General features: G+C 45.0%; 19 protein-coding genes and 1 pseudogene. 5 read left to right on the top strand and 15 right to left on the bottom strand.

The features are described 5' to 3' along the window. Window positions 1-1,106 precede the first annotated feature (1,106 nt). The 5 genes from K6J74_RS03860 to K6J74_RS08540 are packed head-to-tail and all read left to right on the top strand — an operon-like array spanning window position 1,107 to window position 9,172. A complete protein-coding gene (locus tag K6J74_RS03860; protein WP_221271029.1) occupies window positions 1,107-1,298 on the top strand; it encodes a hypothetical protein in 192 nt (63 codons plus the stop codon). Then, window positions 1,295-2,491: an HP0729 family protein gene (locus tag K6J74_RS03855; RefSeq protein ID WP_221271028.1), complete on the top strand. Its 1,197-nt coding sequence runs from the start codon at window positions 1,295-1,297 to the stop codon at window positions 2,489-2,491. The genes K6J74_RS03860 and K6J74_RS03855 overlap by 4 nt, the downstream gene beginning before the upstream one ends. 11 nt (window positions 2,492-2,502) lie before the next feature. Continuing rightward, window positions 2,503-3,429, top strand: coding sequence for a coiled-coil domain-containing protein (locus K6J74_RS03850; protein WP_260321501.1), 927 nt, complete (start codon window positions 2,503-2,505; stop codon window positions 3,427-3,429). Between the two features lie 9 nt (window positions 3,430-3,438). Next, on the top strand, window positions 3,439-6,444 hold the full coding sequence (locus K6J74_RS03845) for an acetate and sugar kinases/Hsc70/actin family protein (RefSeq protein WP_221271027.1): 3,006 nt from the start codon (window positions 3,439-3,441) through the stop codon (window positions 6,442-6,444). 25 nt (window positions 6,445-6,469) lie between these two features. Then, a complete protein-coding gene (locus tag K6J74_RS08540; RefSeq protein ID WP_260321500.1) occupies window positions 6,470-9,172 on the top strand; it encodes a molecular chaperone DnaK in 2,703 nt (900 codons plus the stop codon). A gap of 2 nt (window positions 9,173-9,174) precedes the next feature. Here the strand turns inward: K6J74_RS08540 and K6J74_RS03835 are convergent, their stop codons facing one another. The 15 genes and pseudogenes from K6J74_RS03835 to K6J74_RS03770 form a co-directional block, all read right to left on the bottom strand. Continuing rightward, window positions 9,175-9,327 carry a hypothetical protein gene (locus K6J74_RS03835; protein WP_221271026.1) on the bottom strand — a complete coding sequence of 51 codons (153 nt, stop codon included), beginning with the start codon at window positions 9,325-9,327 and terminating at the stop codon, window positions 9,175-9,177. Window positions 9,328-9,335: 8 nt separating this feature from the next. Then, on the bottom strand, window positions 9,336-9,863 hold the full coding sequence (locus tag K6J74_RS03830) for a 4Fe-4S single cluster domain-containing protein (protein WP_260321499.1): 528 nt from the start codon (window positions 9,861-9,863) through the stop codon (window positions 9,336-9,338). A gap of 50 nt (window positions 9,864-9,913) precedes the next feature. Continuing rightward, window positions 9,914-11,746, bottom strand: coding sequence for an AAA family ATPase (locus K6J74_RS03825; RefSeq protein WP_221271024.1), 1,833 nt, complete (start codon window positions 11,744-11,746; stop codon window positions 9,914-9,916). A gap of 10 nt (window positions 11,747-11,756) precedes the next feature. Beyond that, complete coding sequence (locus K6J74_RS03820) at window positions 11,757-13,400, bottom strand: coiled-coil domain-containing protein (RefSeq protein ID WP_221271023.1); 1,644 nt, start codon at window positions 13,398-13,400, stop codon at window positions 11,757-11,759. Then, on the bottom strand, window positions 13,397-14,044 hold the full coding sequence (locus K6J74_RS08535; protein ID WP_260321498.1) for a hypothetical protein: 648 nt from the start codon (window positions 14,042-14,044) through the stop codon (window positions 13,397-13,399). Before K6J74_RS08535 ends, K6J74_RS03820 begins: the two co-directional genes overlap by 4 nt. Then, window positions 14,005-15,558, bottom strand: coding sequence for a hypothetical protein (locus K6J74_RS08530; protein WP_260321497.1), 1,554 nt, complete (start codon window positions 15,556-15,558; stop codon window positions 14,005-14,007). Before K6J74_RS08530 ends, K6J74_RS08535 begins: the two co-directional genes overlap by 40 nt. A gap of 457 nt (window positions 15,559-16,015) precedes the next feature. Continuing rightward, window positions 16,016-16,927: pseudogene (locus tag K6J74_RS03810) on the bottom strand (transposase-like zinc-binding domain-containing protein); the annotation flags it as partial. Window positions 16,928-17,348: 421 nt separating this feature from the next. Continuing rightward, on the bottom strand, window positions 17,349-18,317 hold the full coding sequence (locus K6J74_RS03805) for an asparaginase (protein ID WP_260321496.1): 969 nt from the start codon (window positions 18,315-18,317) through the stop codon (window positions 17,349-17,351). Between the two features lie 53 nt (window positions 18,318-18,370). Beyond that, window positions 18,371-18,604: a hypothetical protein gene (locus tag K6J74_RS03800; protein ID WP_221271022.1), complete on the bottom strand. Its 234-nt coding sequence runs from the start codon at window positions 18,602-18,604 to the stop codon at window positions 18,371-18,373. Beyond that, a complete protein-coding gene (fliS, locus tag K6J74_RS03795; protein WP_221271021.1) occupies window positions 18,588-18,971 on the bottom strand; it encodes a flagellar export chaperone FliS in 384 nt (127 codons plus the stop codon). Before fliS ends, K6J74_RS03800 begins: the two co-directional genes overlap by 17 nt. A 12-nt stretch (window positions 18,972-18,983) precedes the next feature. Continuing rightward, window positions 18,984-21,059: a flagellar filament capping protein FliD gene (fliD, locus tag K6J74_RS03790; RefSeq protein WP_221272526.1), complete on the bottom strand. Its 2,076-nt coding sequence runs from the start codon at window positions 21,057-21,059 to the stop codon at window positions 18,984-18,986. Window positions 21,060-21,077: 18 nt separating this feature from the next. Continuing rightward, complete coding sequence (locus K6J74_RS03785) at window positions 21,078-21,455, bottom strand: flagellar protein FlaG (RefSeq protein ID WP_221272525.1); 378 nt, start codon at window positions 21,453-21,455, stop codon at window positions 21,078-21,080. 66 nt (window positions 21,456-21,521) lie between these two features. Continuing rightward, a complete protein-coding gene (locus K6J74_RS03780) occupies window positions 21,522-22,751 on the bottom strand; it encodes a murein hydrolase activator EnvC family protein (RefSeq protein WP_221272524.1) in 1,230 nt (409 codons plus the stop codon). Then, window positions 22,748-23,557, bottom strand: coding sequence for a cell division FtsX domain-containing protein (locus K6J74_RS03775; RefSeq protein ID WP_221272523.1), 810 nt, complete (start codon window positions 23,555-23,557; stop codon window positions 22,748-22,750). Before K6J74_RS03775 ends, K6J74_RS03780 begins: the two co-directional genes overlap by 4 nt. Further along, window positions 23,544-24,215, bottom strand: a complete 672-nt coding sequence (locus K6J74_RS03770; protein WP_221272522.1) for a cell division ATP-binding protein FtsE — start codon at window positions 24,213-24,215, stop codon at window positions 23,544-23,546. Before K6J74_RS03770 ends, K6J74_RS03775 begins: the two co-directional genes overlap by 14 nt.

The following is a 24,215-nucleotide window of genomic DNA, read 5'->3' as shown; positions in this document are numbered from 1 at the left end:
AAGCCCTTTTAAGATATGGGGTTGAGGGGGTACACTTCATCGCCCTTGTTTGCTCTGCCATAGAGAAGATCATTGCCCAAAGTTTTCTGTGTGAATTAAAAGGCATTGAGCGAGCTAACGAGCTAATAAACAATTCAGTCAGCCTTAGTAAGACTAATTTAGTCGCTCCCAGCGACTTAGAAGAGATTAAACAAGCGATCTCAGACTAGCTAAGTCTGCATTTCAGCACCCAAGAATCCCTAGAGTTTTTAGACGATCACAATGGCAGGGTTGTTCTCAATTAGATGTTAGGGCATATCGATAGTGAAATGCTTCAGGCGCATTTTTCATGTACACTTAGAATTGCTTTACACAGAGATGCGATTACAATTGCAAACAGAACTAAGGGGGCTACATAGCAATCAAAAAGAGAATCAAACCCTAATCCAAAACTTACAAGGGGGAATGGCTCAGATTGAAACACAGAGACAACAGGCTCTAGAACAAACACAAAGCCGTTATGCCAATCATAACCTAGAGGGGATTAACAGAGGTCAGACAGGCGTTGGAGGGCAATGTCAATCTTGTGCAAATTGTCTTACAAGGAGGGAATTTTGAAAGAGAAATCAATAACATCACCCGCCCCGTGTTATTAGCTGAAATCAAAAACTCATTGGGATCAACCAACACATCATTGAAGACTTTCAGGTGAGTGTGCATGGCATTGTGAAGCGGATAATCTCAACACTTGGGCAGATCATCTAAAGAGTTTTGTAGAGAGCAGTTGTTTCGCTGCGATGCGGGCTTTAGAGAGCAAGCAAGAAGGCAAAACAGGGTTTTTCTCCAATCTTGCCCTAGCTTCTTTAGAGGCAGTAGTTCTGCAAACTTTGGGGTGTTTGGGCTTTACAATTAACCCATTAGTGGGTACAATCCTAAGTACACTCTTGTCTATCTTGCCTAGTATCTTCTCTAAATTTGTGGAGAGCAAGAAAGAAGAGTTAGTCAGAGGAAAGGTTACTAACCAAGTAATTCCTAGTATCCTAGCCTAATTAGACCTAAGCTGGGTGCTTGCTTTAGCACTCAAGTCTCTGTTACACTCAAAGACTACGAAAAAAGGAGCAAGACCAATGCCTCTACCCCCTAAGCCTTATAAACTCAAATGCCCTTGTGGGTTTTCTAAGATTGTGGCTTTTAAGAGCGATGCCCTAAGCGCTCTAGACTTAGCCAAAATGACAACAACTTGCCCCAAGTGTGGGCAACAAATGCAAAAGGTTCCTTTAAATTTATTTGATCAAATATTCAAGGTGTTTAAAAAATGATCCAAAATCTTTTAATTCTTTACAATCCCTTTTACCAAGAAAATGTCATTGAGCTACACTTAGCAATACTGAAAGAAAAGGGCAAAGTCGCCTTTGGCAAAATCCGCCCCAAGAGCAAAGACCAAGAGCACAAACACCCCGAAACTTTAGAGCGCATTTACCAAAGCACTAATTCTAAGGATTTTTTACAACTCTTTTTAACTGATTTCGCTAGCTTATTCGTGGCAAAAGTGGAGGCGGTGCGAGAGGATTTAGAAGGTGTGAGCGCACCCGAGTATTATTTTAACAAAGATAGAAAGTTTAACAGCGTGGAGGCGTGGTTCATCATCACAGACATGCGCGAACTAGAGCGCAACGATTTTACCGCTGTGCGCGATCGCTACCTACCCAACTTCACCACGCCCGATCATAACAACCACACCTTTAGAATTTATGGCAATGATTACGATTACCCACTCGCCATAGAGATGAAAAAAGAGATCAATTACTTTGAAGACCCCAAAAAACACTACCCAAATGTCTTTAAAAGCGCGGAGTTTTTAGAGCTCAAAGAGCGCTTGATTGAGCTCAACTTTGGGGCTACTGCCTACAAGCTCCACCACGCCAGCCTAGACAATGTCATTTATGCCGAAATGGAGTATCAAAAGAACAAACAAGACCCCCTCTATGACTTTGGACCCATCGCGCTCAGGTATTCTAAAATCTTAGAGCAAGAAGCCTATGCTTTGTTTAAGGATTTAGTGCGCTTTTTAGCCCAAAACAACCCTAAAATCCTAGAAATGCGCTACTTCTCCCACTCTAAAAAGGAGAATACCCCTCTGGGTCAAATCTTAAGCGATGACTACAAAGACAAGCCCGTCTTAGCCGACTACAAAAACATCATCGCCTTGCCCAGCCTCCAACAGCCCCTTTTAGATTTGCTCCCTAGCCCGGTGCGTGTATTCTTATCTAAGAGCCTTTTAGAGGTGATTGAAATTTTCCGCTCTGTCCGCAACAAGAGCGCGCATGGCAACGAGCGCACTTCTTTAAAAGAGGCGCAATGCTTACGCAATGAGATTTTAGGCATCACAGGGACAAATATTTTAAAAGAGATTGCCAACTACAAAGCCACCCTCACTCCGCCCAAACCCAAAAATAGCCCCAAAAAGGTGCTTGAAAACATCGGAGGAATTCGGGTTGTGGGGTACAAGTAAGAAAGGTGAATATGAGCAAAAATGACGATTTAACACAGATACAAAGAGACTCCCAAGAGGGCGGGCTAGGTGGTTTAGCAAGCGCACAAGGGGCGCAAGATACAAATTTGCAGGGGCAAACGCTAGAGCAAGGTAAAGGGCAAGTTTGGCAAAGGCAAAATATGGAGCAAGCGCAAGCGTTAAATGCGCAAAACCCTTTAAAATCCCAAGTTTTAGAATTATTTCAAGATAGCGAGGTGCAAGAGGCGATGTTTCAATGGTTATTAAATCTTCTTAAACGCAGGGACACCACACTTTTAACGCAAGTTGAGAGAGCCGAGCAAGAGGCAAGGCAACAATATAACGAGGCAAAGGCGCAAATCCAAGAGCAACAAACTGCCCTAGCGCAACTAAAACAAGAGTTACTAGCCTTGCAACAAATAGAGAGAGAAAACCAAGCCAAGCTAGCAAAAGCGCAAGCAGAATTAAACCAAAGCCAAAGCGTGCTGGAGAGCACACAAAAAGAGCTAGAAAACACAAAAGCAGACTTAAAAAGGCATCAAGTGCAAGCCTATGAATTGTTTTTAACTCTGCCCCCTAGCCTCAAGCAGGGTTTGAGCAATCTTTTTAGCGAAAACGATCCGCTTGCCTTTTTGGCTATCGGCACGCAGGGCAAGAATATTGAAATGCTGTGGGATTACACCCACAACGCCCTGAAGGAAAACAAAGAAGGGGCGCAAATTCTTGTAGAAATCTTTTATGCCCTCTTTGGCTACTATGCAAAAGCCACCCCTTACAAGCTAGACCCCCTAGAAGTGGGGCAGCCCTACAACCCCACCAAGCACCAACGCCACCACTCCAGCTTGAACGCCAGCGGGAACATCACCCAAGTGTTGTTGCGTGGCTACCTACACACTAAAAGCGGGGAAATCAAAAGACAATCTGTGATCAAACTTTAGGGAGCAAATATGGAACATATCAAAACCATCGAGGGGATTTACCTTTCTAAAGAAGCCTTAGAAACGCAAATGGGAGCAAGCTGGCAAGAGTTTATCAAAAATGAAAATTTAGAGAATCCCAAACAGCCCTTCACCAAGCACATTGTGGCATGCTTTGAGCTTTTTAAAGAACACGCCACAAAAACAGAGGTGATCGCGCTCAATAAAACAAGCTTTTACTTGCCCCAACAAAAGCTTTTTGGGTTTGTGTATTTTAATAACAAAAATGGCTATTATGGCTATATCCCAAGCCCACTACATGTTCTATGCGCCCATTTAGCCGGCGATGCCTACCACGACACCAAATTTAGCCAAGAGCAAGTGAAAAATGCTTTTAAAAGTCTTTGTCCTAAATTGCTCGTCTTAAGAGACCAACAACAACAAAAAATTACAAATGGTATCCGCATTTGGCGTAACAGCCTAGATATTTTGGATAGTTCTTGTGAAAATTATTTGAGGGATAACAATTATTACTACCACCTCGGAGATAACGATAGATTGTTTGGCGATTACAACCAAAACTGCACCCGATGGTTTTTAGACCTTGTCCCCACCCCCCAATCCTTAAAAGAGATCTTCCAACGCTTTTATAACACCCCAAAAACCCAAATTGGCATTAAATGTTTAGAGGGGCAAAATTGGCTAAATGCATTGAGTGACGATAAGCGCAGTAACCGCACATCGAACATACAAAATTATTTGCGGCATTACACTTTTAGCGAGCTTGCCACCCAAGAACAAAAGGATTTTTTAGCAAAAATCTTAAAAATCAGCAACTCACAAGGACGACCCCTTGAGAAAGCCATAGAACAAACCTACCAAGAAGCCTTGCAAAATGTGAAAATCCAAATCCTAGACTCTCTAAAATCAAGCCCCGATCATGCCGTGTTGCAAGCCTTTAGCTACGACCCCCAAGCACAAAAATACACCCTCAAAGACCCCAAAGCCCTAAGCGCTAGGGAGGATTGCTTTGAAGAACTCTTGCAAGCCGATACAATCCGTGCCAATCTCAAGCCCTACGACCCTAAAATCTTAAGCGATGCCAACCGCGGGCTATGGGAGCTTTGGGAGGATCAAGGCACAGGCGAGGGCGAGCTAGTCCCCTTTAAAAGCCCGGTTATGGCGCGCAACCCCAAAGCCGACATTAAAGAGGGGATTGTGGGGATCGACTTTGGGACCACAAGCAGCGTTGTGGTGTGCCAAGAGGAGAGCGCGCACATTTATCCCCTGCGCATCGGACTAGGGGATTTAACCCAAGAGATCGAAAAAATCCAATACGAAAACCCCACCATCATCGCCTTTAACGATTTGACCGCCTTTTTACAAGCCTACAACGCCCAAAAAGGCCGCCCCAAAACCAAATGGGAGAGCGTGAAAATCGCCCACGAAGCCAAGAACGACATGCACAACAGCCCCTCCCACCATTACAATTCTTTTTTCAGCGCGCTCAAGGCATGGGCCGGGGATAAGTCTAGAAAAATGCAAATCTTAGACAAACAGGGGGCGCATTTTGAGCTAAAGGGGAGCTTGGATTTGAGCGAGGGGGATTTAAACCCCATTGAGCTTTACGCCTACTATCTAGGGCTTTACATCAACAACCAATACAATGGGATTTTTTTAAATTACCTCTTGTCCTTCCCGGTAACCTACGAGCTAGAGGTGCGTGAAATGATCTTAGAGAGCTTTAAAAAGGGCATTGCTAAATCCTTGCCCAATGCTTTGCATGCTCAAGGGGTGCTAGATCGCCTCAAGGTTGAAAAGGGGGCAAGCGAGCCGGCCGCCTATGCGATCAGCGCTTTAGAGGGCTATGGCTTTGAGCCTAGCGATGAGGAGCAGGTGTATTATGGGGTTTTTGACTTTGGGGGCGGGACGACAGATTTTGACTTTGGACTATTCATGGAGGCACCCGAGCATAGCCGTTATGATTATGTCTTAGAGCATTTTGGCGCGGGCGGGGATCGCTATTTGGGGGGCGAAAATTTATTAGAGCTAGCCAGCTTTGAAATTTTCAAGCGCAACCAAAATTTATTGTTAAAGCAGCAAATCCCTTTCACAAGGGCAGCTGAGGGGCAAATTTTTGCCGGCAGTGAGGTGTTGCTTAGTCAAAGCCAAGAAGCCCGTAGCAACACTAAAAACCTAGTGGAAAAATTGCGTCCCTTATGGGAGGGCAGAGAGTTTAGCGATGAGGGCGAATTGGCCTTAAACCTCTTTGATAGCCACGGGCAAGAGATCGTGGGCGTGCGCTTGGATTTTAGCGTGCAAGAAGCGCAAGAGCTTTTTAAAGAGCGCATTAAAAGAGGGGTGGATAATTTTTTTAGCGAGTTTTTTAGGGCAACCGCGCGCTTTTTTGAAAAGAAAGGCATGTTAGAGGAGGGGCGGGGCATTAACACCTTTCACATTTTCTTAGCGGGCAATTCGAGCAAATCGCCCCTCGTCAAAGAACTCTTTGAAGCAAAGATCGCCCAAATCAGCGAGCAAGATGCCAACCAAGCCCAAACCCCCATTAGCTACAAACTCTACGCCCCTTTAGAGAGTGCGGATTTTGCTAAACCCAATGGCAAAACCGGGGTCGCCTTTGGTTTGGTGCAAGCCCGCAAGGGCGGGTCTATTCAGGTCATCGACTCGAATGTGGAAGAAAACATCCGCTTTAAATACTATCTAGGGCGATCCAAAAAGCGCAAGTTTTATACGCTCATCGATCGCGATCACCCCTACCACCAATGGGTCAAATTCTTAGATGCCAGCGAGAGCCAATTTGAGGTGTATTACACCACGCAAGCCAGCGCGGCCAATAATCATTTAAGCCTTGAGGATCACGCCATTAAGAAAAAATCCCTAAAAACGGGGGTGAGCAACCCCCATGCTTTTATTTTTATCCGTTTAGTTGCGCCCAGTGCCTTTGAGTTTGTGGTGGCCACTGATGAAGGGCTAGCAGACGAGAATTATTTAAGCAGCGTGCAAAAAGTGGAGTTATGAAAATAAACAGATAAGGGAGGCTAGAATGATGGCATGGGTTGCAAAAATGCGGGGGTCTGTGGTGTTGCTCGCCGTGTTGGGGGCTGTGGTGTGGGTTACAGAGAAAATTGCCCCGGGCATGCTGAAATCTTTCTTGGAATTTGTGTGGGATTTTTGTTTGGGTTTGGTGTGCTTTGGGATTGTCTTTGGCTTGTGCTGGGCTGAGGGAGTGCTTTGGTATCGGCTGATTCAAAGATGGGGCAGTCCATTTTTCACAAGAGTTTTTAAAGAGGAACGCTTTTTTTGGCTTAAGAATCGCTTGATTGCGTGGGTTGTAGGGGTTTTAGTGTTTGCCATCGCTGTATCAGCCACAAGTGAGGGGTTATATTTTCTCTCTTACTGTGCTTTCTTGTGGATGGGCTATTCTATTTTTGTGTTTTTAACAACCAATAACAATGCTCCCTTTAGGGATAAAGTGAGGGCAGTGTATCAAAATGCGTGGCAAGACATTTTGGACAAAAACACCCAAGCCTCACGCTACTTGTCGCATGTGTCCTTGCTTTTGACAAGCATTTTAGCAGGCATCATGGTCTTGGGCGTGCTTTGGGCGATTTTTGGGTCTTTAATCCTCTTTGCTTTGCAAATCATTTTATTTGTGTCTGTGGTGTGGCTCGTGTATTTATTTGTCAAAATACGCCTTGACTCTAAAAAGAGCATTAAAAGCGTGCAGGGCTTGACTATGCCCCAAGAGTGGGCACAAGATTACATTAATGCCCTACTCCAAGCTGACAGAGTGCGTGCCGACATCACCCCCTATGACCCTAAAATTTTAAGCGATGCTAATCGGGGATCTTGGGAGCTGTGGGACTTAGCAGAGAGTTTGAGCGTGTCTAGGGCAACTTTTGTGCGTTTTGAAAAGCCCTTGATTGCTAGAAACCCCAAAGCGGACATCAAAGAGGGGCTAGTGGGGATTGATTTTGGCACGACTAGTAGTGTCGTGGTGTGCCAAGAGGAAAACCAAAGCGTGCCCATGCGCGTAGGGTTAGGGGATTTAACCCAAGAGATTGAGAAAAACCACTATGAAAACCCCACTATTTTAAGCTTTAACGATTTAGCCAGCTTTTTACAAGCCTATAAATCCCAAAGAGGCAGACCCCCCACAAAATGGGATCAAGTGCAAGTCTCCCACGCCGCTTATAGCGCCTTTTTAGGCAGCCCCTCAAGCGATTACAACGCCTATTTGAGCGGGTTAAAGCAATGGGCGGGGGACAAGCAGAGAAAATTACAAATTTTAGACAAACAAGGGGCACATTTTGAGATCAAGGAGAGTCTAGCGATCAAAGAGGGGGATTTAAACCCCATCGAGCTTTATGCCTACTATCTGGGTCTATACATCAACAACCAACACCATGGGGTGTTTTTAAATTATCTCTTATCCTTCCCGGTCACCTACGAGCCAGCGGTGCGTAACATGATCTTAGAGAGTTTTAAAAGAGGCTTGGCTAAATCCTTGCCCAATACTTTGCATTCTCAAAAGGTGGTAGAACAACTTAAAGTTGAAGAAGGGGCAAGCGAGCCGGCGGCTTATGCGATCATCGCTTTAGAAAATTATAATTTTGATCCGAGCGAAAACGAGCGGGTGTATTATGGGGTCTTTGACTTTGGGGGTGGGACAACGGATTTTGACTTTGGGGTTTTGCAGGGCACGCCAGAATCTAGCCGCTATGATTATGAATTGGAGCATTTTGGCGGGGCAGGGGATCGCTTTTTAGGCGGGGAGCATTTATTGGAATTAGCCAGCTTTGCAATTTTTAAGCGCAACCAAGCTTTATTGTTGTCTAGGCAAATCCCCTTTAAAAAACCCGCCGAGGGGCAAGGCACTTTAGGCATTGAAACCTTGTTAAACGACTCGGCAGAAGCCCACACCAACACTAAAACCCTCATGGAGAAACTCCGCCCCCTTTGGGAGGGTAGAGAGTTTGAAGATGAGGGGGTGTTGTCTTTAAACCTCTTTGATAGCGGTGGGCAAAACATCGCCGGCGTGGATTTGGATTTTAGCACCCAAGAAGTGCAAAATCTTTTCAAAGAGCGCATTAAAAGGGGGGTAGATTTATTCTTTAGCGAGTTTTGGCGCGCCACAGATGCGTATTTTGAGCGCGTGCAAGAGGCAAGAGACATCAACACTTTCCATATTTTCTTGGCGGGCAATGCGAGTAAATCGCGTCTTGTGCAAGAACTCTTTGAAGCAAAGATTAATCAAATCACCCAAGACACCCAAGCCCGCTACCAAGTCTATCCGCCCCTAGAAAGCCGTGATTTAGCCAAGCCCAATGGCAAAACAGGGGTCGCTTTTGGGTTGATACGCACCCGTAAAGGCGGACAAATCCAAGTCATCAACAATTACACACAAGGCGGGGGGGCGCATTCTAAATACATCTTGGGGCGGGGGCGCAAACAAAAATTTGAAATTGTACTTGAGAGGAATCCTATCCGCCACCAATGGGTTAAATTCTTAGATGCGAGTGAAAGCCGATTTGAGCTTTACTACACCTTGCAACCCAATCCCTATAATTGCCACTTAAGCGACCCGGCCATTAAGAAAAAATCCCTAGAAACGGGCGTGAGCAACCCCCATGCTTTTATTTTTATCCGTCTGGTGAGCCCGAGTGCCTTTGAGTTTGTGGTGGCTACTGATGAGGGGCGAGCAAATGAGAGCTATTTAAGCCCAATCCAAAAAGTAGAATTATAGGGTTAGCGTTTTTTGCGCTCTTTGGCGAGCATGCGCTTGGCATGCGCGACTATGCCCTCTTTGCCCTCTTCTGTGGGGTTTGGCTCGGGGTATTTACCCCGCATTTTACCCTGTGCAATTGCCTCTAACAACGCTAAAATTTCTTGATCTTGCATACAATCCTCTAAACTTTAAATGCGCCTAAGTCTTTAGGGCTGAGTGCCCAGCCATTAAATTTCACTCCCTGCTCATCCACCAACACCTCAACTTGCACTTGGCTTTTAAAATCTTTGAGGCTATAAGTGTCCGTAAAAAAGTGGATTTCTTGGTTGCTTGATCCCACAATCCCCCGACTCTCATCATACAAAGAGTCCACATACTCCCCATCCACCAGCACATCCACAAAGTCCAATAATTCTTGTGCCCCCTCAAGGGGTAGTTTTTGTATTTGTGCCAAAGTGTAGCCACTAAAGAGTAAAACCGATAGGTTGTTTTGCTTGCACCAACGCACCACCGGCAATAAACCCTTAGCCTGCAAAAGGGGCTCCCCGCCCAAAAGCGTGATCCCACAAATTTGATATTTCTCATAGGCTAAATAAATTTGCTCTATCAATGCCCCCTCTTGCATGAGTTCTTTTTTAACAAGGGGTTGCATGTGTGGGTTACAGCAATTAAAGCAACGCTTCAAACAGCCTTGCAACCAAATAGCCATGCGTTTTCCGGGACCTTCTGCTTGTGTGCATAAGCGCATGCTGGCGACATTCAACATGGCTCTAACTTAAATTCAAAGCTGTCAAATTCGGGCATAGACTGCTTGATGTAGATTTTTTTACAACCCTCCCTTTCTTCCCATTGATCGAAGATAGAAAGACTCAAAGCATCTACAATTTGTTTTTCTAGGCGATTGACCACCCCCCGCCCCCCTTGCCCTTTATTGACATTCTTTGCCAATGCCTTAAAGCCCTCTTGTGCATCCTTTGGGGTTTTAAACTCTAGGCTGATATTGTATTTTTCGGCGACTTGTTGGGCGATCTTTTCAAATTTGCTTTGAATAATGGCGATCAAAAAGTCCTCATCTTTGATGAAATTAAAGGGGACAATGTTATCGCCTATGCGGTTTAACAATTCGGGTCGCCCTAATGTATGATTAAAATGATCCCGCACGGCTTGCATGAATTTTTGTGCTACTTCTTTAGGATCGTCATCAATGCTAATATCTTTGTCAGCCGCCCCAATGTTGGAGGTAAAAATGATCACCGACTCGCCAAAAGAGGCGGTTTCACCCCGCCCATCTGTGAGCCGCCCATCCTCTAAAATTTGCAAGAATTTATCTAAAATGCGCCCATGCGCCTTTTCAATCTCGTCAAATAAAACCACACTAAAGGGCTTGGCACGGATCGCGTTGGTGAGTTGCCCACCATCTTCATGCCCCACATATCCAGGGGGCGCGCCCACAAGGCGTTGATCGCTTTGCTCATGATTAAACTCGCTCATATCAAAGCGTAAAAATGCGCTCTCATCGCCAAATAAAAACTCGGCTAAAGATTTGGCAAGCTCGGTCTTGCCCACCCCCGTAGGTCCTACAAAAAATAAAACCCCCTTGGGCTTTTGGCTCTTGCTGGAGTGTGCTGCCCCTGAAAACCCCGTAAAGGCACGGATGATGACCTTTTCTACCTTGCTAATGGCATGACTTTGCCCCTTGACACGCTTTTCTAGGGCTTGGCAAATGCCATCTAATTTATGCTTGTCCAAATCCTCCCAAGGGCTACGGCTCTGTTTGTAGCGGTAGAATTTCACGCTTTTTTCGGGGCTTAAATGCTTATTGTTTTGGGAGAGTTGCAAAATTTGGGCAATTTCTTTGAGCATAAAACCCTCTAGCATGTCAATGAAGTCGGCTAATTTGTTGGGGTCTTGGGTGATGGGCGGTTTAAAGGGGAGTTCTCCAAACCTCTCGATAAAGCTTTTGCGCTCGGGACGGCTGGGCAAGGGGATTTCTAGGCTAGCGATGTGGCAGTCATTGATGTAAAAGGAGGAGGGCAAAGCGGTGCGTTTGTGGGCTAAAAAGATCACCAAATTTTTAGATTGCATGGCTTGAGTGGCATCCAAGGTGTAATGGGCGTTGCGCTGGATGGCTTTTTTGAGCCGAATGATCCAATGGCGTTCTTGTTCGCTAAGGCTGGCTTGCGTGCCAAAAATATAATCTGTGTAATCTAAGATAAAGCATTGCCCTGACTTCTTGGTAAGATCGTTCATAATCACAGAGAAAAACTCCTCTGGGTTTTTTCGCTCGGGGCGATCTTGGGAGGTATTGGTCTCGCCAATGTCATAGAGATTTTTATCTTGGGGTTGTGGGGCAACTTTACTCTCAGGCAAGATAGATAGATCATAATCAATCCCGCCCACGCAATCCCACAGCCACACGCTTGAAAAGCCCAATTCCTGGTGCAACAACTCGATCAAAAAGCGATCTAGATTTTTATATTGCATGTCAAACTTGCTTTTAAAAAGATCATCCACATTTCCGCTTAAAATCACCACGCCTTTAAGCTTGGCATCGCACACGAATTGTTGTAACCATTCGCTTTCTTTTTCCATACAAACCTCCTTACAGCGATTTTTTATGGGGGTTGTTCAAATCAATCGCCCCCTTAGAAATGCGATCGGGATTCTCCCAAAGAACCTTTTTGTCTTCTAGTTTAAAGCCATAGACCTCTTCTAATTCTTTTTCAAATTTGGCAATGTCCTCTTTGCAAGTGAGCCCCTCGTATTCATCAAATTTATACCAAATCTTCCCATGCTCAATGCGGCATTGCACCCTTTTACCCGAAGGGCGGGCTGCCTTGATGATCACCGCCCCCTCTTTTAAAACGGGGGCTTGCACTTCAAACTCATGCCCTCTTAGGGTTTTGACAATGGAGATCACCACTTCTTTGCGGGCATTTTCCTCTACAATGAGTGAATCGGCTTGGGCGTTGATTTGCACTATTTGGCTCTCTAAGGTGTTAAAATCTTGGCTGGCTAAACCCTCTATTATTTTTGCAATTTGTGCCAACAACGTCTCTTGCTCAGGGCTAGTTGCAATTTGTGCCACCTCGTTTTTAAGGTGCTCTAATTCTTGCGCCCACATTTGCCTTTGACTCTCTTGTTGGGCATTATTGGCTTGTGCTTGGGCTTGTGCCCTTTGTAACACTTGTTCTAAATCTGCTTGGATTTGGTGCTGTGTGTCTGCATTGAGTCCATCAAAGGTGGCTAGACGCTCTTGTAAAAGTGCTAAATCCTCTTTGGCGTAGGTGATGATTGCCGGGTCCTTGATCTCTTGCAAACGGGCATAAAAATCTTGCTGGGCTTTTTCTTGGTTTGCCCCTGCTTGTGCCCTTTGCAAATCCAAAGCCTGCCTTTGCAATTTTTCTAAATTATAGAGTGCCTCTAGGCTTTGTTGCTGGGCTTTTAGGGGGTCTGTTTGGATGAAGGCTTGCAAGCTTTCTAGCTCTTGCTTGAGAGATTGCAAAGACACAAAGGCATCTAGTCCTTGTGCTTGCATTTTTTGCAAGTTGCCTTGTAAATCCTTGCAATTTTGTTGCGCATTTTTGGTTGCGTTCTCTTTTTTGATCTCTTGGCGGGCGAGCTCTTGGCGGTGTCTTAGGACTTTATTTTGTGCTTCTTGTAAAAGCGCGCCCATTTGGGCTTGTAACTGCGGGTAAAAGCCCTTGAAATCCCGCCCATCAAAGGCTTTCACTTGGGCTTCTAGTTTTTGTAAGCCCTCTTTAGCAAACTCTAGCACCAAATCATCTTGGATCTGTTCCCTTTGGGTGTGAAAATACTCTTGAACGCTGGCTTGATTGGCTCTAAATTGCGCTTTTTGCAATTCTTTAGCATGGCTTTCAAGGCTGTTGAGCTGGGAGAGGATGGCATGGCTTAATTCTTGGGCTTTAAAGGGGTTGTCATCTAAGAGACGCACATGATCCTCAAAAGTCGAATCATAACCCCCATATTTTTGTGCGGGGGGTGGCAATTCTAGGCGCGCGCTCTGGGCTAACTGGCGCACTTGTTGTATTTGTTGCTCTATTTGGGTTAAGGATACAAAGGCATCTAAGCCTTGGGCGTGCATGCGTTCTATGTGTTGTTTAGCTTGTTCCAAATGGACTTGGCTTATCTCTAAGGCGCGTTGCCTCTTAGCAAGCGCGCGTTTTTGGCGCTCTTTGGCGCGCTGTCTTTCTAACTCAATACGGGCATAATGTTCTTGACTCATGGTTGCTCCCTTAAATGGATTTGTGCCTTGATCCCACTTGGGGCATTGGCAAAACAAGTTGTAAATAAAGACTCTTGTAACTCTGGGCTAGGCATTTCTGGTAAATCTGTCAAATTAGGGGTATGCGTGCTTTTGAGCCAAATGGTTTTTTTGCTATTTAAAATCAGGGGCAAGAGATCGAGATTTAACCCACCATCATCTAAAATTACTACCACATCAAAGGGGCTTGCCATTTCTAAAACACACGGATCACTCCCAAAGGGGATAAAACACAAGCTTGTGTCTGTGGGGGTGCTGGGGTTTAATGCCTCTTTTAAGCCCTCTAGGCGGGTGTTTAGGGCATTTGGGATTTGCTCCAAATTTTCAAGGCTGTATTTTTTTTGGATTTGCTCTAAGCTGGCTTGCACTTGTGCTTTTTGGGTGGTGATTTGCTCTATTTGGGCTTTTAAATCTTGGATTTGTATCTCTAGGACTTGGCATTCTGTGGGCTGTGTTTTTGGCTCTGGTTGAAAATTTTGCGCTTGGGCGTGTAGGGTGGTGCTAAAATGCCCCTTTAATCGTGCCACTTTTGTTCTATGGGTTTCTAATAAATCTTTAATCTGTTCTAATTTGCCCGTGCCAAAGAGTTTAGCATACTTGCCCAAAGCAAACGCCCCCTTTGCTCTTGTTTCTTGTGGCGGATTTGTTCTTGGAGTGCCTCTAAGCTTTCCATATCGGCAACTCTATCCTTTTGGTTTTCAAGGTCTTGGATTTCTCGGGTAAGTTTGGCGTGCTTTTCTTGCAAGGCACTAAAATCAATCTTTGCCACCTCCTGATCGCATTGTTCAAAGTGCAAAATGTCTTGGTAGATCGCTTTTAGTGCGCTTGAAAAGTCGTGTGTGGGCATGTCTAAAGAGAGGGGGCTAAATTTAAGGGGAGCAAGGGCGTTTAAATCCTCTTTGAGGGCATTGTAGATGGGCTTTAAAAGCCCACGAGGTAAGGTAAAATCCCCCACCTTTTGCCCCTCTAAGAATTTAAGGAATTTATTCAAATTTGTTTGTGGCTGGGGGGTGTTGTTGGTTTGCTCTTGGAGGCTCTCTAGTTGTTGGCAACTTGCCTCTAGCTGGGCTTGTAGGCTAATTATGTCCATGCTTTGGCTTTGGGCATAGAGCCTCTCAAAGTTATCTAAGTCCGCTTGCAAGGCACTACATTGCGCCACCACCTGCCCTAACTCTTGGGTGCTTAGATCGCAAAAGCTTAAGGGCATGTGCGGGCTTTTTAGTTTATTTTCTAAGGATTCTTTAAAGGCTGTGGGGCTGGCTAATAGAATTTTATCTTGTCGGTTGATATGGTGTTTGATCGCTATGGCTACCAACTCTAGGCTGTGCTGTAATTGACCCTCTACTTGGATCAAGCAGACTTGCAAGGTAGCAATCATCTTTGCAAGGGCAGCACGCAAGGGTGGCGCAAAACGCTTGATGAGGGTTTTTGCCATATTCTGCGAAATGCTTTGGCAGATGTGATCGGGGTGTAATTCTTGCGCCTCTTTGGGGTTTAAAAGCCATAGAGGATAAGGACGCACACCAAGCAAGCCGGGCAAAGTGCGGGCATTTTGCAAGACACACACCCTCTTTTGTGCATTGTGGCTGGCGTTATGGGTGCAAGACCCAAATACGCCCCCCCATTTTTCCCAAGAAAAGTGTGCTTGCAGTTGTGCTAAAAACTCTTGTGGGCTATCCATGGATTTTAGGGCATTGGCTAAATCTTGCCCTTGTGCTTGACTCGCATCAATCAAAAGCTCCACCTCAAAACGCGTCCCCAACCCAAAAGGCACAAGCACCACCCGATCCAACACCAAAAAGCCCTCATCCACACAACCCCCAAAAGCAAGGCTCTCTCCCTTAAAAAATGGGCTTGAGTGGTCGGGATCGCCATAGATGAACGCCCTCTGTTGGGTCTCTCTTGTAGCATTGATGCAATATAAAATCTCTGGTATGCCTTGTGCTTGAAAACAGATTTCAAGCAAGGATCGTAGCATCGCCCCCTCTTTATTGGGCACGCTATCGTAAATTTTTAAGGTGGTGTCTATTTTGTGGAAGCGTTTCCTCAAGTAGGCGATGTCGCTTTGCAAACAAGCAACCTTAAATCCTTGTGCGACCTTGATATAGAGCTTTTGCATCTAAACCTCCAATCTGGCAAAATTATAGCACCGCTTGGTAAATTGGGGGCGGGCAGAGTCCAAAAAGGCAAATCTAAAAAGTGTAGTTCAAGGTTATAAAATAAACTCTACTCACAAAAAGTTATGTTTAGCATAAATTTAAGAATCAGCCTTTCAACATGATCACTTACTAAAACAAGCAAAGAGCTATAATCTTGTCTAAATTTCTTAGGGCTTTGTAAATAACCATTAAGATATTCTTTTGCAGAAAGCAATTTATTGCCAAATATCTTAGTAGCTTGACGTATTCTTTTTAGATGCAGGAAGTGCTGCGCTCTCCCCACTAATGGTCATAGTCAACACATCAAATTCTTTACTTAAAAAAGAAGAATACGACAAAACACCACAAACAGCAAATTAGGATACCTACCCTAGTTTTACTTTTTTAATAAAATCAACATATTTTTGAAAATAGTTTCTAACTATTTTTCGCTTGTTTGCCATTTTTACCCACTAATCCTAAACACTCTCTTTTAGAAATATTTCTACTCAAACTAATACATTTGCTATTTTGTATATGCTCAAACAATATTGTTTCTTTATGATTCTCTTTGGCAAAATTTACAAAATTATGATAGACAAGATAATCATCTGGGTATTTAGTGGCTATACCTTCGAATTTGTGTTTCATCATATCTTTTATGTGGCTATGATAACTATTGATAGTTTGAATGTTAAAAGCATCTGACTTATGTTTTTCTTAGGTACTCTAATATGGCTTAACTCCATATCATTTGCTGGTTTTAAATAGGCTTACCTAAATTAGAAACTTTGGTAACAGACTCCCCATCTAAATTAACTCCGCTTGTTACACAAACTTGTTCTTTAGATAACCCACGCTTGGTAGCTTGTGTGTCTCGTTTTTAGACAAGCGTGGTGGCTTGAAATTTTTATGATGACCTTTAAATGAAAGAGGAAAGTAAGTCTCATCAGCTTCTACGATGCCATTTAATTCCACTCCATCTTGTATGCTTTGCAAGGCATCTAAAATCTTGTGTCGCCAATAGCTGTTGTTACATCAATATTGCAAATCTTGGCAGTTTTTCTAAGTAAATATTTTTTCACTAGACAATGAACGAATTTTTCCAAATTTCAATTTTTCTTGTTTTCTTGTTTCTTGGTACCAACAAGGATAATGTTGTTAGTGTAGGTAAAAGTCCTTTTGCACGAATTACACATAAGCCTTTTTGCCTTTTTACCATTCTTGACAATTTAGTAGATTAACAATGCGGACACTCTTTAATTTATTTCTTTTTGAATAGGTGTTTAGCTTGAGAACTTTCCTTATTCTAATAATCCTTAAAAAGGCTTTTTTATTATTATCTGTTAGGGGTTAACGAAGACACTGTGGCAAATTTTTTAATTATAATCGATGCTTTGTACGAGTAGGGCCTGAATAATGTGTGCTGAACAGATAGGAATCTATCTAGGCAGTGGCTCGTATAGAGAACACTTTAGATTGCCGGCCACAAAAAATACGCTACTCTAAAAACGATGAATATGAGCGCAAAAAACATGTCCGCCCCCATGTCGCCAACTTTGGTATTCTAGCAATGCTAATCGTGGGGTGCATGCGAGAATTGAGGAGTGGTATGGGGAAGTAGTGGATTGTACCCATGTGTGCGAGCCATAATCTACCCATAAATGAACCCCTTAATCAAGGTGCGCGCCATAGCTTTCGGCACACCAAAAATAAAATTACCCACAGAAGTGGGGTTTTCTGGTGTTGCCCCTGGTCATCTTCATCGTCTTTAATGTGTATCAAAAAATTCTTGGATAGTTTGGGGATTGGTGGTTTTAAGCAAGGCTAATTGCAATAAAACCCGTGCCTTTTGGGGGTTTAAATCCCCGGCACGCACGAAGTTGTGGCGCATATCATCCACTTCGCCGAGTTGCACCTCCCCACTGCCTACCCGGCTCGAACGCACCACCACCACGCCTTGCTTAATCGCCTGCGCCATCACTTCTAAGAGTGTGTGGTTCACATTGCCATTGCCCATACCCGCTACCACCACGCCTTGTACGCCCGCCTGCAAAGCCGCATTGAGGAGAAAATCCCCACAACCCACATAAGTGTAGACCACCGCCACTTTGGGTAGGGGCGTGGGGCCTTTTAAGACTAATTGGCTTTGCAAGGTGTGTTTTTGGATGGGCTTAGCGTGAAAATGCACTTGCCCATAGTAGACATGCCCGATCGCCCCCGTATTTAGGGCCTTGAAGGCGCTTAAATGGCTGGTATGGGTCTTGCTGACATCGCGTGCACTAAAAATGCCCTCATCCATCGCCACTAAAACCCCAAGCCCCGCACTCTCAGGGTGGGCGCACACGGCTAGGGCGTTGTGAAGGTTCATCGGCCCATCGGGGCTGATACTCGTAGAATTGCGCATCGCCCCGGTGAATACAATGGGTTTGTGGGTTTGCACGCTCAAATGCAAGAAGTAGGCACTCTCCTCCATCGTATCCGTGCCATGCGTGATGACAAAGCCTTTAATGTCCTCCCTTGCGCTTAAGGCGTAGATGCGCTCCAGGAGTTTAAACCAAATGTCCGAGTCCATGTCTTGTGAGCCGACATTAGCGACCTGCTCACTCTCTATCTCTACACCCTTGGGCACAATGCCCTTGAGCAAGTCGTTTACGCCCACTTGTCCGCTGGTGTATGCCCCCCCCTCGCCTATGCCTGCGATCGTCCCCCCTGTCGCTAAAACCATGACTTTATCCACGAAAACCCCTTTTAGGGAGATTGTAACGCCAAAAGTTTAACAGCGTTTAACACCTAAGAAATTTCTAAGAATTTTTGGGCGGCTTTGAGCTGGCGCATTTGTGCGCTTAGGGCGCGCTGCTGCTCTTGGAGGCGTTCAATGGTGGTGGCAATCAAAGTTTTTGCACTTTGCAGAGCTTCTAAATCAGTGCAAGGTTCGCTTAAGAAAGGGCAAGTTTCGACCAAAAAAGATGCACGCTCTAAGTTGTTTTCTAAGAGTGCAATTTTAAGCTCATCGACCCAATTCATGGGGGTGTATCTCTCTCCACGCTTCTAGTAAGCCCCGTGCCACACGCATGACCAAGTCAATTTTTGCGCTGTCGTTTTCCACATTGGCTTGGGTGAGTAGCTTGATTTGGTGGGTGTAAAGCCCGGTGAGGTACACGGCGACCTCTCCACCCCGCTCATAGTCTAAAATATTCAGCAATTCGGTAAAGATGTCGGTTACCTTGTTGATGTAGGTGATTTTCCTTTCGATATCCTCTGCCTCCATGTGGCGCTTGGCTTGGGCAGCGAATTTTAAAATCCCCTCGTAAAGCATTTCAATGAGTTTAGCGGGCGACTCCACGGTTACGGCATTTTGCTGGTACATATTGTAGGCGTTGGCTTTAAGCATTCTTTCCCTTTCTTAGTTCTTTTTAGCGGCCGCTTGGTCGATCATCATCTGCACCGCATCAAAGGATTTATTCGCTTTTGAAATGCGCTCATCGTAGGCAGCGAAACGTTCTGCCATTGTGTCGTAACGGGTTTTTAACATCTCCATCGCACTTTCCTTATCTTTTCTAAGGTCTTTGGCATCTTGCTCTAGCGAATCTTCGTATAATTTCAAACGCGCATTTCCACCATCGACCAAACCCGCCAAAACTTTATCCAAGCGGATAAAAATCCCATCTTGGTGGTTTTCTTTACCTCCCATGCTCTTGACATCACTGCCATAAAAGAAGTCTTGGGCGGCTTGGGGGTCGGTTTCAATCGCATTTGTGAGTCTGCCCTCATCTAGGCTCATTTTGCCATGCTCATCTAGGCTAATGCCATACTTCATTAAGCTATCCACCCCCTTTGCACTCGTGATGCTAAAGGCAATGGCGTTGTTGATGGAGGAACGGATGGTGCGGATGTCGCCCACCCCATTAAACACCCCGGCGATGTGGGTATCAGGGTCGTAGCGAGTGGTTTCATCTAGTTTGGGGATCAATTCGTTGTAGGCTTTGACAAAGGCTTTGATGTTGTCCACGATCGCTTTGCTATCTCTAGTAACGCTCACAATGGCGGGCTTGCCCGGATCGGTTTTGGCAAGCAAAGTTAAGGACACCCCATTGATCACATCGTTTACTTCATTCGTGGGGCGGGTGATGGTCGCGCCATTGTAGGTAAATTTGGCATCCGAAGCCCTCTGTAAGTTCTTAAACCCAAAGAGATCGTGGATTTTGGCGTAGGATTGGCTCAAACCCTCGCTTAAGCCCAAGTTAGACACCGCCGTCTTGCCCGCTACCCCCACGCCTGCAATGCGCAACTCCCCGCTGTCGCTGTTTAAGACCAACTTGCCATCCGCACCTAGTAGGGCATGTAAACCGCTGATGGCGTTGATAGCGTTGACGATCGCCTTGCCATTGTCATCGCTAGAATTGGCTGAGTGTGTGATTTTAGAAAGGTCAATGGCATGTCCGTTGAAGTTCACCACCCCTTTAATCTGCCCTGAAGGGATCCCCGTTGTGCCCTTGACTAAGTCGTCTTGACTAGAAGTGGTTTTCACAAAGCCTAGTTCAACTGCCTTAGCCCCGCCCACTTCTACACTAAACCCTCTTTTGTCATTGAGGATTAAAGACTTGCCATCGTTGATTAAGCCGACATTGAGCTGCCCGCTTTCAAGCAAAGGCTTGGTTTGGGGGTTGGCCTCTAAAGCCTTTTTGATTGCCTCTTGCAGAGCTTGGTTTTTATTCTGCACGGGGGTTTTGGTGCTGATGTTTAGGGTGATGGGGATTTTCACCTCTTGCCCCTGCGCATCTTTCACCTTGATGAAAAAATCGTCCTCGGTGGTTTTGCCCGTGGCTTGGTCTGTGCCCCCCGCCGCTAGAGTGATGGGCGCATCGCTACTTAAATGCGAGATCACGCTCGTGCCGAAGTAAATGCGGCTATTTGCCCCGGGGTTCTTGCTGTTTAGCATGAGCTGGTAGGGCTTGTCCCCCCCCGTTTTCATCACGATGCCTAAAACATTGCCATCGGTCGCATCTGTGATCGCCTGTGCCACATCCCCTAGACCCATGCCTGCTTTAATGTCAACAGTGTAATCTTTGTTATTGGTGTAGAAGTGTAATTTTGTATTGGCCTGGCTAAAGGCATCGTCTCGGCTTCTAAAGTGGGTGGCTACTTCGTTAATGTCGCCTTGCGCTAGGTCTTCTACTTCAACTTTAATGTTCTGCACGGGGATACCTGGGTTCACTGTGGCTTTAACGGCGTTGCCACTCACGCTGCTGTTACGGCTTGTATAGGTGGAGTAGTCGGTGAGCGCACTTACGGGAGCTTTCAAGTTAGAGATCAAGGTTTTGATTTCAACGAGGGCCTTTTGTTTTTCTACATTAGCCTCCATTTTCTTTTCAATGGGGGCAACCATCACCTGCTCATCAGCTTTTTTGAGCTTGTCGATCACATCGTAGTTTAAGACCTTGCTGCCGATCCCCAAAGAACTAAGTTTTCCTATTCCCATGCTTTGCTCCGGTACACTCTAACCCTTCTTATCAAAGATGATCCCCAAAATATCCCGCATCTTTTCAGTCAACCTAATCGCTTCCTGTGAGGGGATTTCGCGGATGATCCGATCCCCATTGCTATCTTTGATCATTACAACAAGACTATGCAAAACCTCGTTATAACTAAAGGTCAATTGCGACTCAATTTGCTTCATCTTTTCATTGAGCTCTTTAGCTAACTTCTGCAAATCTTGTTCCTTTAAAGGAGACCCTTCTTCTTGAGTTTGTTCTAACTTGGTCTCACTGACAAAGGACGCTTGTTGGGGTTTTAAATCTTGGGCATGACTAGCATGCGACATATCCAATTGCATCGTGGTAATGTGAGGGGAGACACTCGCAATCTCAGTAGGCATAGGCACTCCTTTTTTCCCAAGATCGGCACGCCCTTATTTTTATTTATATATACCGTCGCAATATCATCACTGCGTACGAGCAATGATTTCCATAGGGTTAATGTGTTTGTCTTTTAAAGTGACTTCAAAACTCAAGCGTTGGTCGATACGCCCAATCACATAGCCTTTTTGCACCCTCAAGCCATGCCGAATCGTAGGGGCAATCTTATCAAGTTGGGAGTAAATGGTGTGCATGCCATCCTTATGTTCGATGATGATAACCTTTTTTAAAATAGGCACTTCTTTGGCATACACCACCCGTCCATCAAAAATGTTGCGGACAACAGCGTTAGGCTTGGTTGAAACCAAAGTTACTGCCTCGTTAAAAACTTTAAGTTTATACACTGGGTCAAAATAGGGACCGAATTTCTGCACGATTTTATAGCTAGCTAAGGGAGCGATGGTCTTCGGTCCGTTGTAGACGGTTGTGGTTATATTTCTATAAGAGCTAGCCACTTGGCGCACCTCTAGAGGGGCTTTTAGACCCGTAGTGGTTGTTTCGCTTCTTTGGGAGTGTCTTTGGCGTTCCAATTCTCTTTGCTTGACAATGTTTAAGGAGACCAAGAGTTGATCTAATTCCTTGCGTTCCTTATCCAAATTTTCAAGTTTTTTATTATAAAGCACCAACTCAGCACGCATGTTCTTGATCAACTTTTGTTGGGTGGCGACCATGTTCTGTAAATTGTGTTTGCGGTTCTCTTGGGCGTTGATGGTTGCGCCCATTTGGTTAATGTTGCGCACAATTTGGGCGATACGGGTACTGATCTGCTCTTCTTGGGCATTTAGGGTAGCTAGTCGGGATCGCGAATCATGGCTTAGATATTTGAAAGCGGTTTGGAGCATAATGTCCTCAGTGGTGGCTAAATCTTGTTTATCCAAAACCATTACAAAGAGCATATCCTTTAAGAGAAGAGTGGTGACAAAATCTTGGATCTTACTACGGCTCTTTTGTAAACTCTCTAAGAAAAGGCGGTTTTCCTCTAGGGATTTTTCTTGGGCTTGGTTTTGGGCTTGGTTTTTAGCAATGTCCCTTTGGATATTTTGTATTTGTCTAGAGAGTTCTTGGCTCTGTTGGTATTTTTGGTTAATGGCATCACCTAAGCTACTTAAACGGTTGCTGATTTTGGTTTTTTCTAGAGCAGTGGCTTTAAGCTTACTCTGGTTTAGGCTGATATTTTTATCGATCTCTTCAATTGCTTGAGCACCCAAAAAACTCAGGGACAAACACCACACTAAAAACCCTATGCATCTTTTCATGCCACTCTCCTTTGGACAACAACAATCCAAACACAGACGAAGGATACTATAACCGAAGTGAACAAAAAGATCAGGGTGTCTTCTTGCCACACGAATAAATGATTTTCAATCTCAAGCACTTGCAACATCGATTGGAATTGCTCCTGCCAAGACAGGTATAAACTCCCCAGCAACACCACTCCACTTGCAATGAGCGAATCTATGAAAGCTAGCCTGAATAAAAAGCCGTTTTTGATCCGCATGGGTGCGCCCAACAAGTCCATGATTTCGATGCGCTTGGCGTATTGCAAATGCCATACACTGATCTGCTTGACGAGCAAGAGAATGGAGAGCATGCCTACAATGGATGCGAAAATGAGGGTGTTTTTTTTCAGCAAAAGCAAGAGGCGGTATTCTTGATCGTGGGTCTTGCTAAAAACCTCCACCTTCTCCACGCCCGGGATTTTCAAGAGCCGTTGGTTGATTTGGTGCAACTGCTCTAAGGTGGGGAATAAGGACAACTTGAGCGAATAGAAAAAGGGTAGATTCTTCTTAAGATTAGCAATGCTCGCTGCGCTTAAATTCTGCTTCAAGCGTTCTAAGAGCGCATCGGGGCTGATGAGGTTCAAAGATGCGCTGCTTGGGATGTTTTGGCGGATGAATTGCAACGAGAGCTTTTGGTGGCTCACAATGGTGATGGCGTAATTCTTAGACAGCTTTTCCTCGCGCATATGCACCGCCCGCTGGATAAATAAAATGCTCTCTAGGCTAAATAAAAGGGCGATTAAGGGCAATAAAAAAGCTAAGTGCTCCTTAAGTGTATTCATGCACCTCTCCATCCTTGATATAAAGCTTGCGGTAGGGGATATTGAAATTGCTAGGGATTCTGTGTGTTACAACTACGATGGTGATGTCTAATTGTTTGTTTGCCCCCTTTAGCAAGCTCCAAATCATGTCGCTTGAGTAGTCGTCCAAATTGCCCGTGGGCTCGTCGGCTAGGATTAAAAAAGGCTTGTGGGCGATCGCTCTAGCCATAGCCACCCGTTGCTGCTCGCCCCCGCTTAACTCCAAAGGGTAGCGGTTAGATTTATAGAGTAAATCCACATGGGCTAAGAGCTTTTCGGCTTGGATATTGCACTCCTCTTTTTTATAGCCATTAATGATCATAGGCAGCTTGATGTTCTGCTCCACCGTCCACTCTTCAATGAGCTTATAGTCCTGAAACACCACCCCGATATTGCGCCTAAGCTCGTTGATAAAACTCTTAGAAGCCCGATTCACGCTGATATTACACACTTCTAAATCCCCCCTCAAAATGGGCAAATCCCCATACAAAGAGCGTAAAAGCGTGCTTTTTCCACTCCCACTCGCCCCCGAGATAAAGACAAAGTCTTTCTGCTCAATTTTAAAATGCGCCCCCTTAATCACCCACTCGTCCTTTTTGTAGCCTAAGGACAAATCCCGCGCAAAAATGATGCTTCCCAA

Source organism: Helicobacter sp. NHP19-012 (genome assembly GCF_019703325.1).
GTDB classification, from domain to species: domain Bacteria; phylum Campylobacterota; class Campylobacteria; order Campylobacterales; family Helicobacteraceae; genus Helicobacter; species Helicobacter gastrofelis.
Note: the sequence above shows the minus strand (reverse complement) of the source record. Positions and strands in the feature narration are given on the sequence as shown.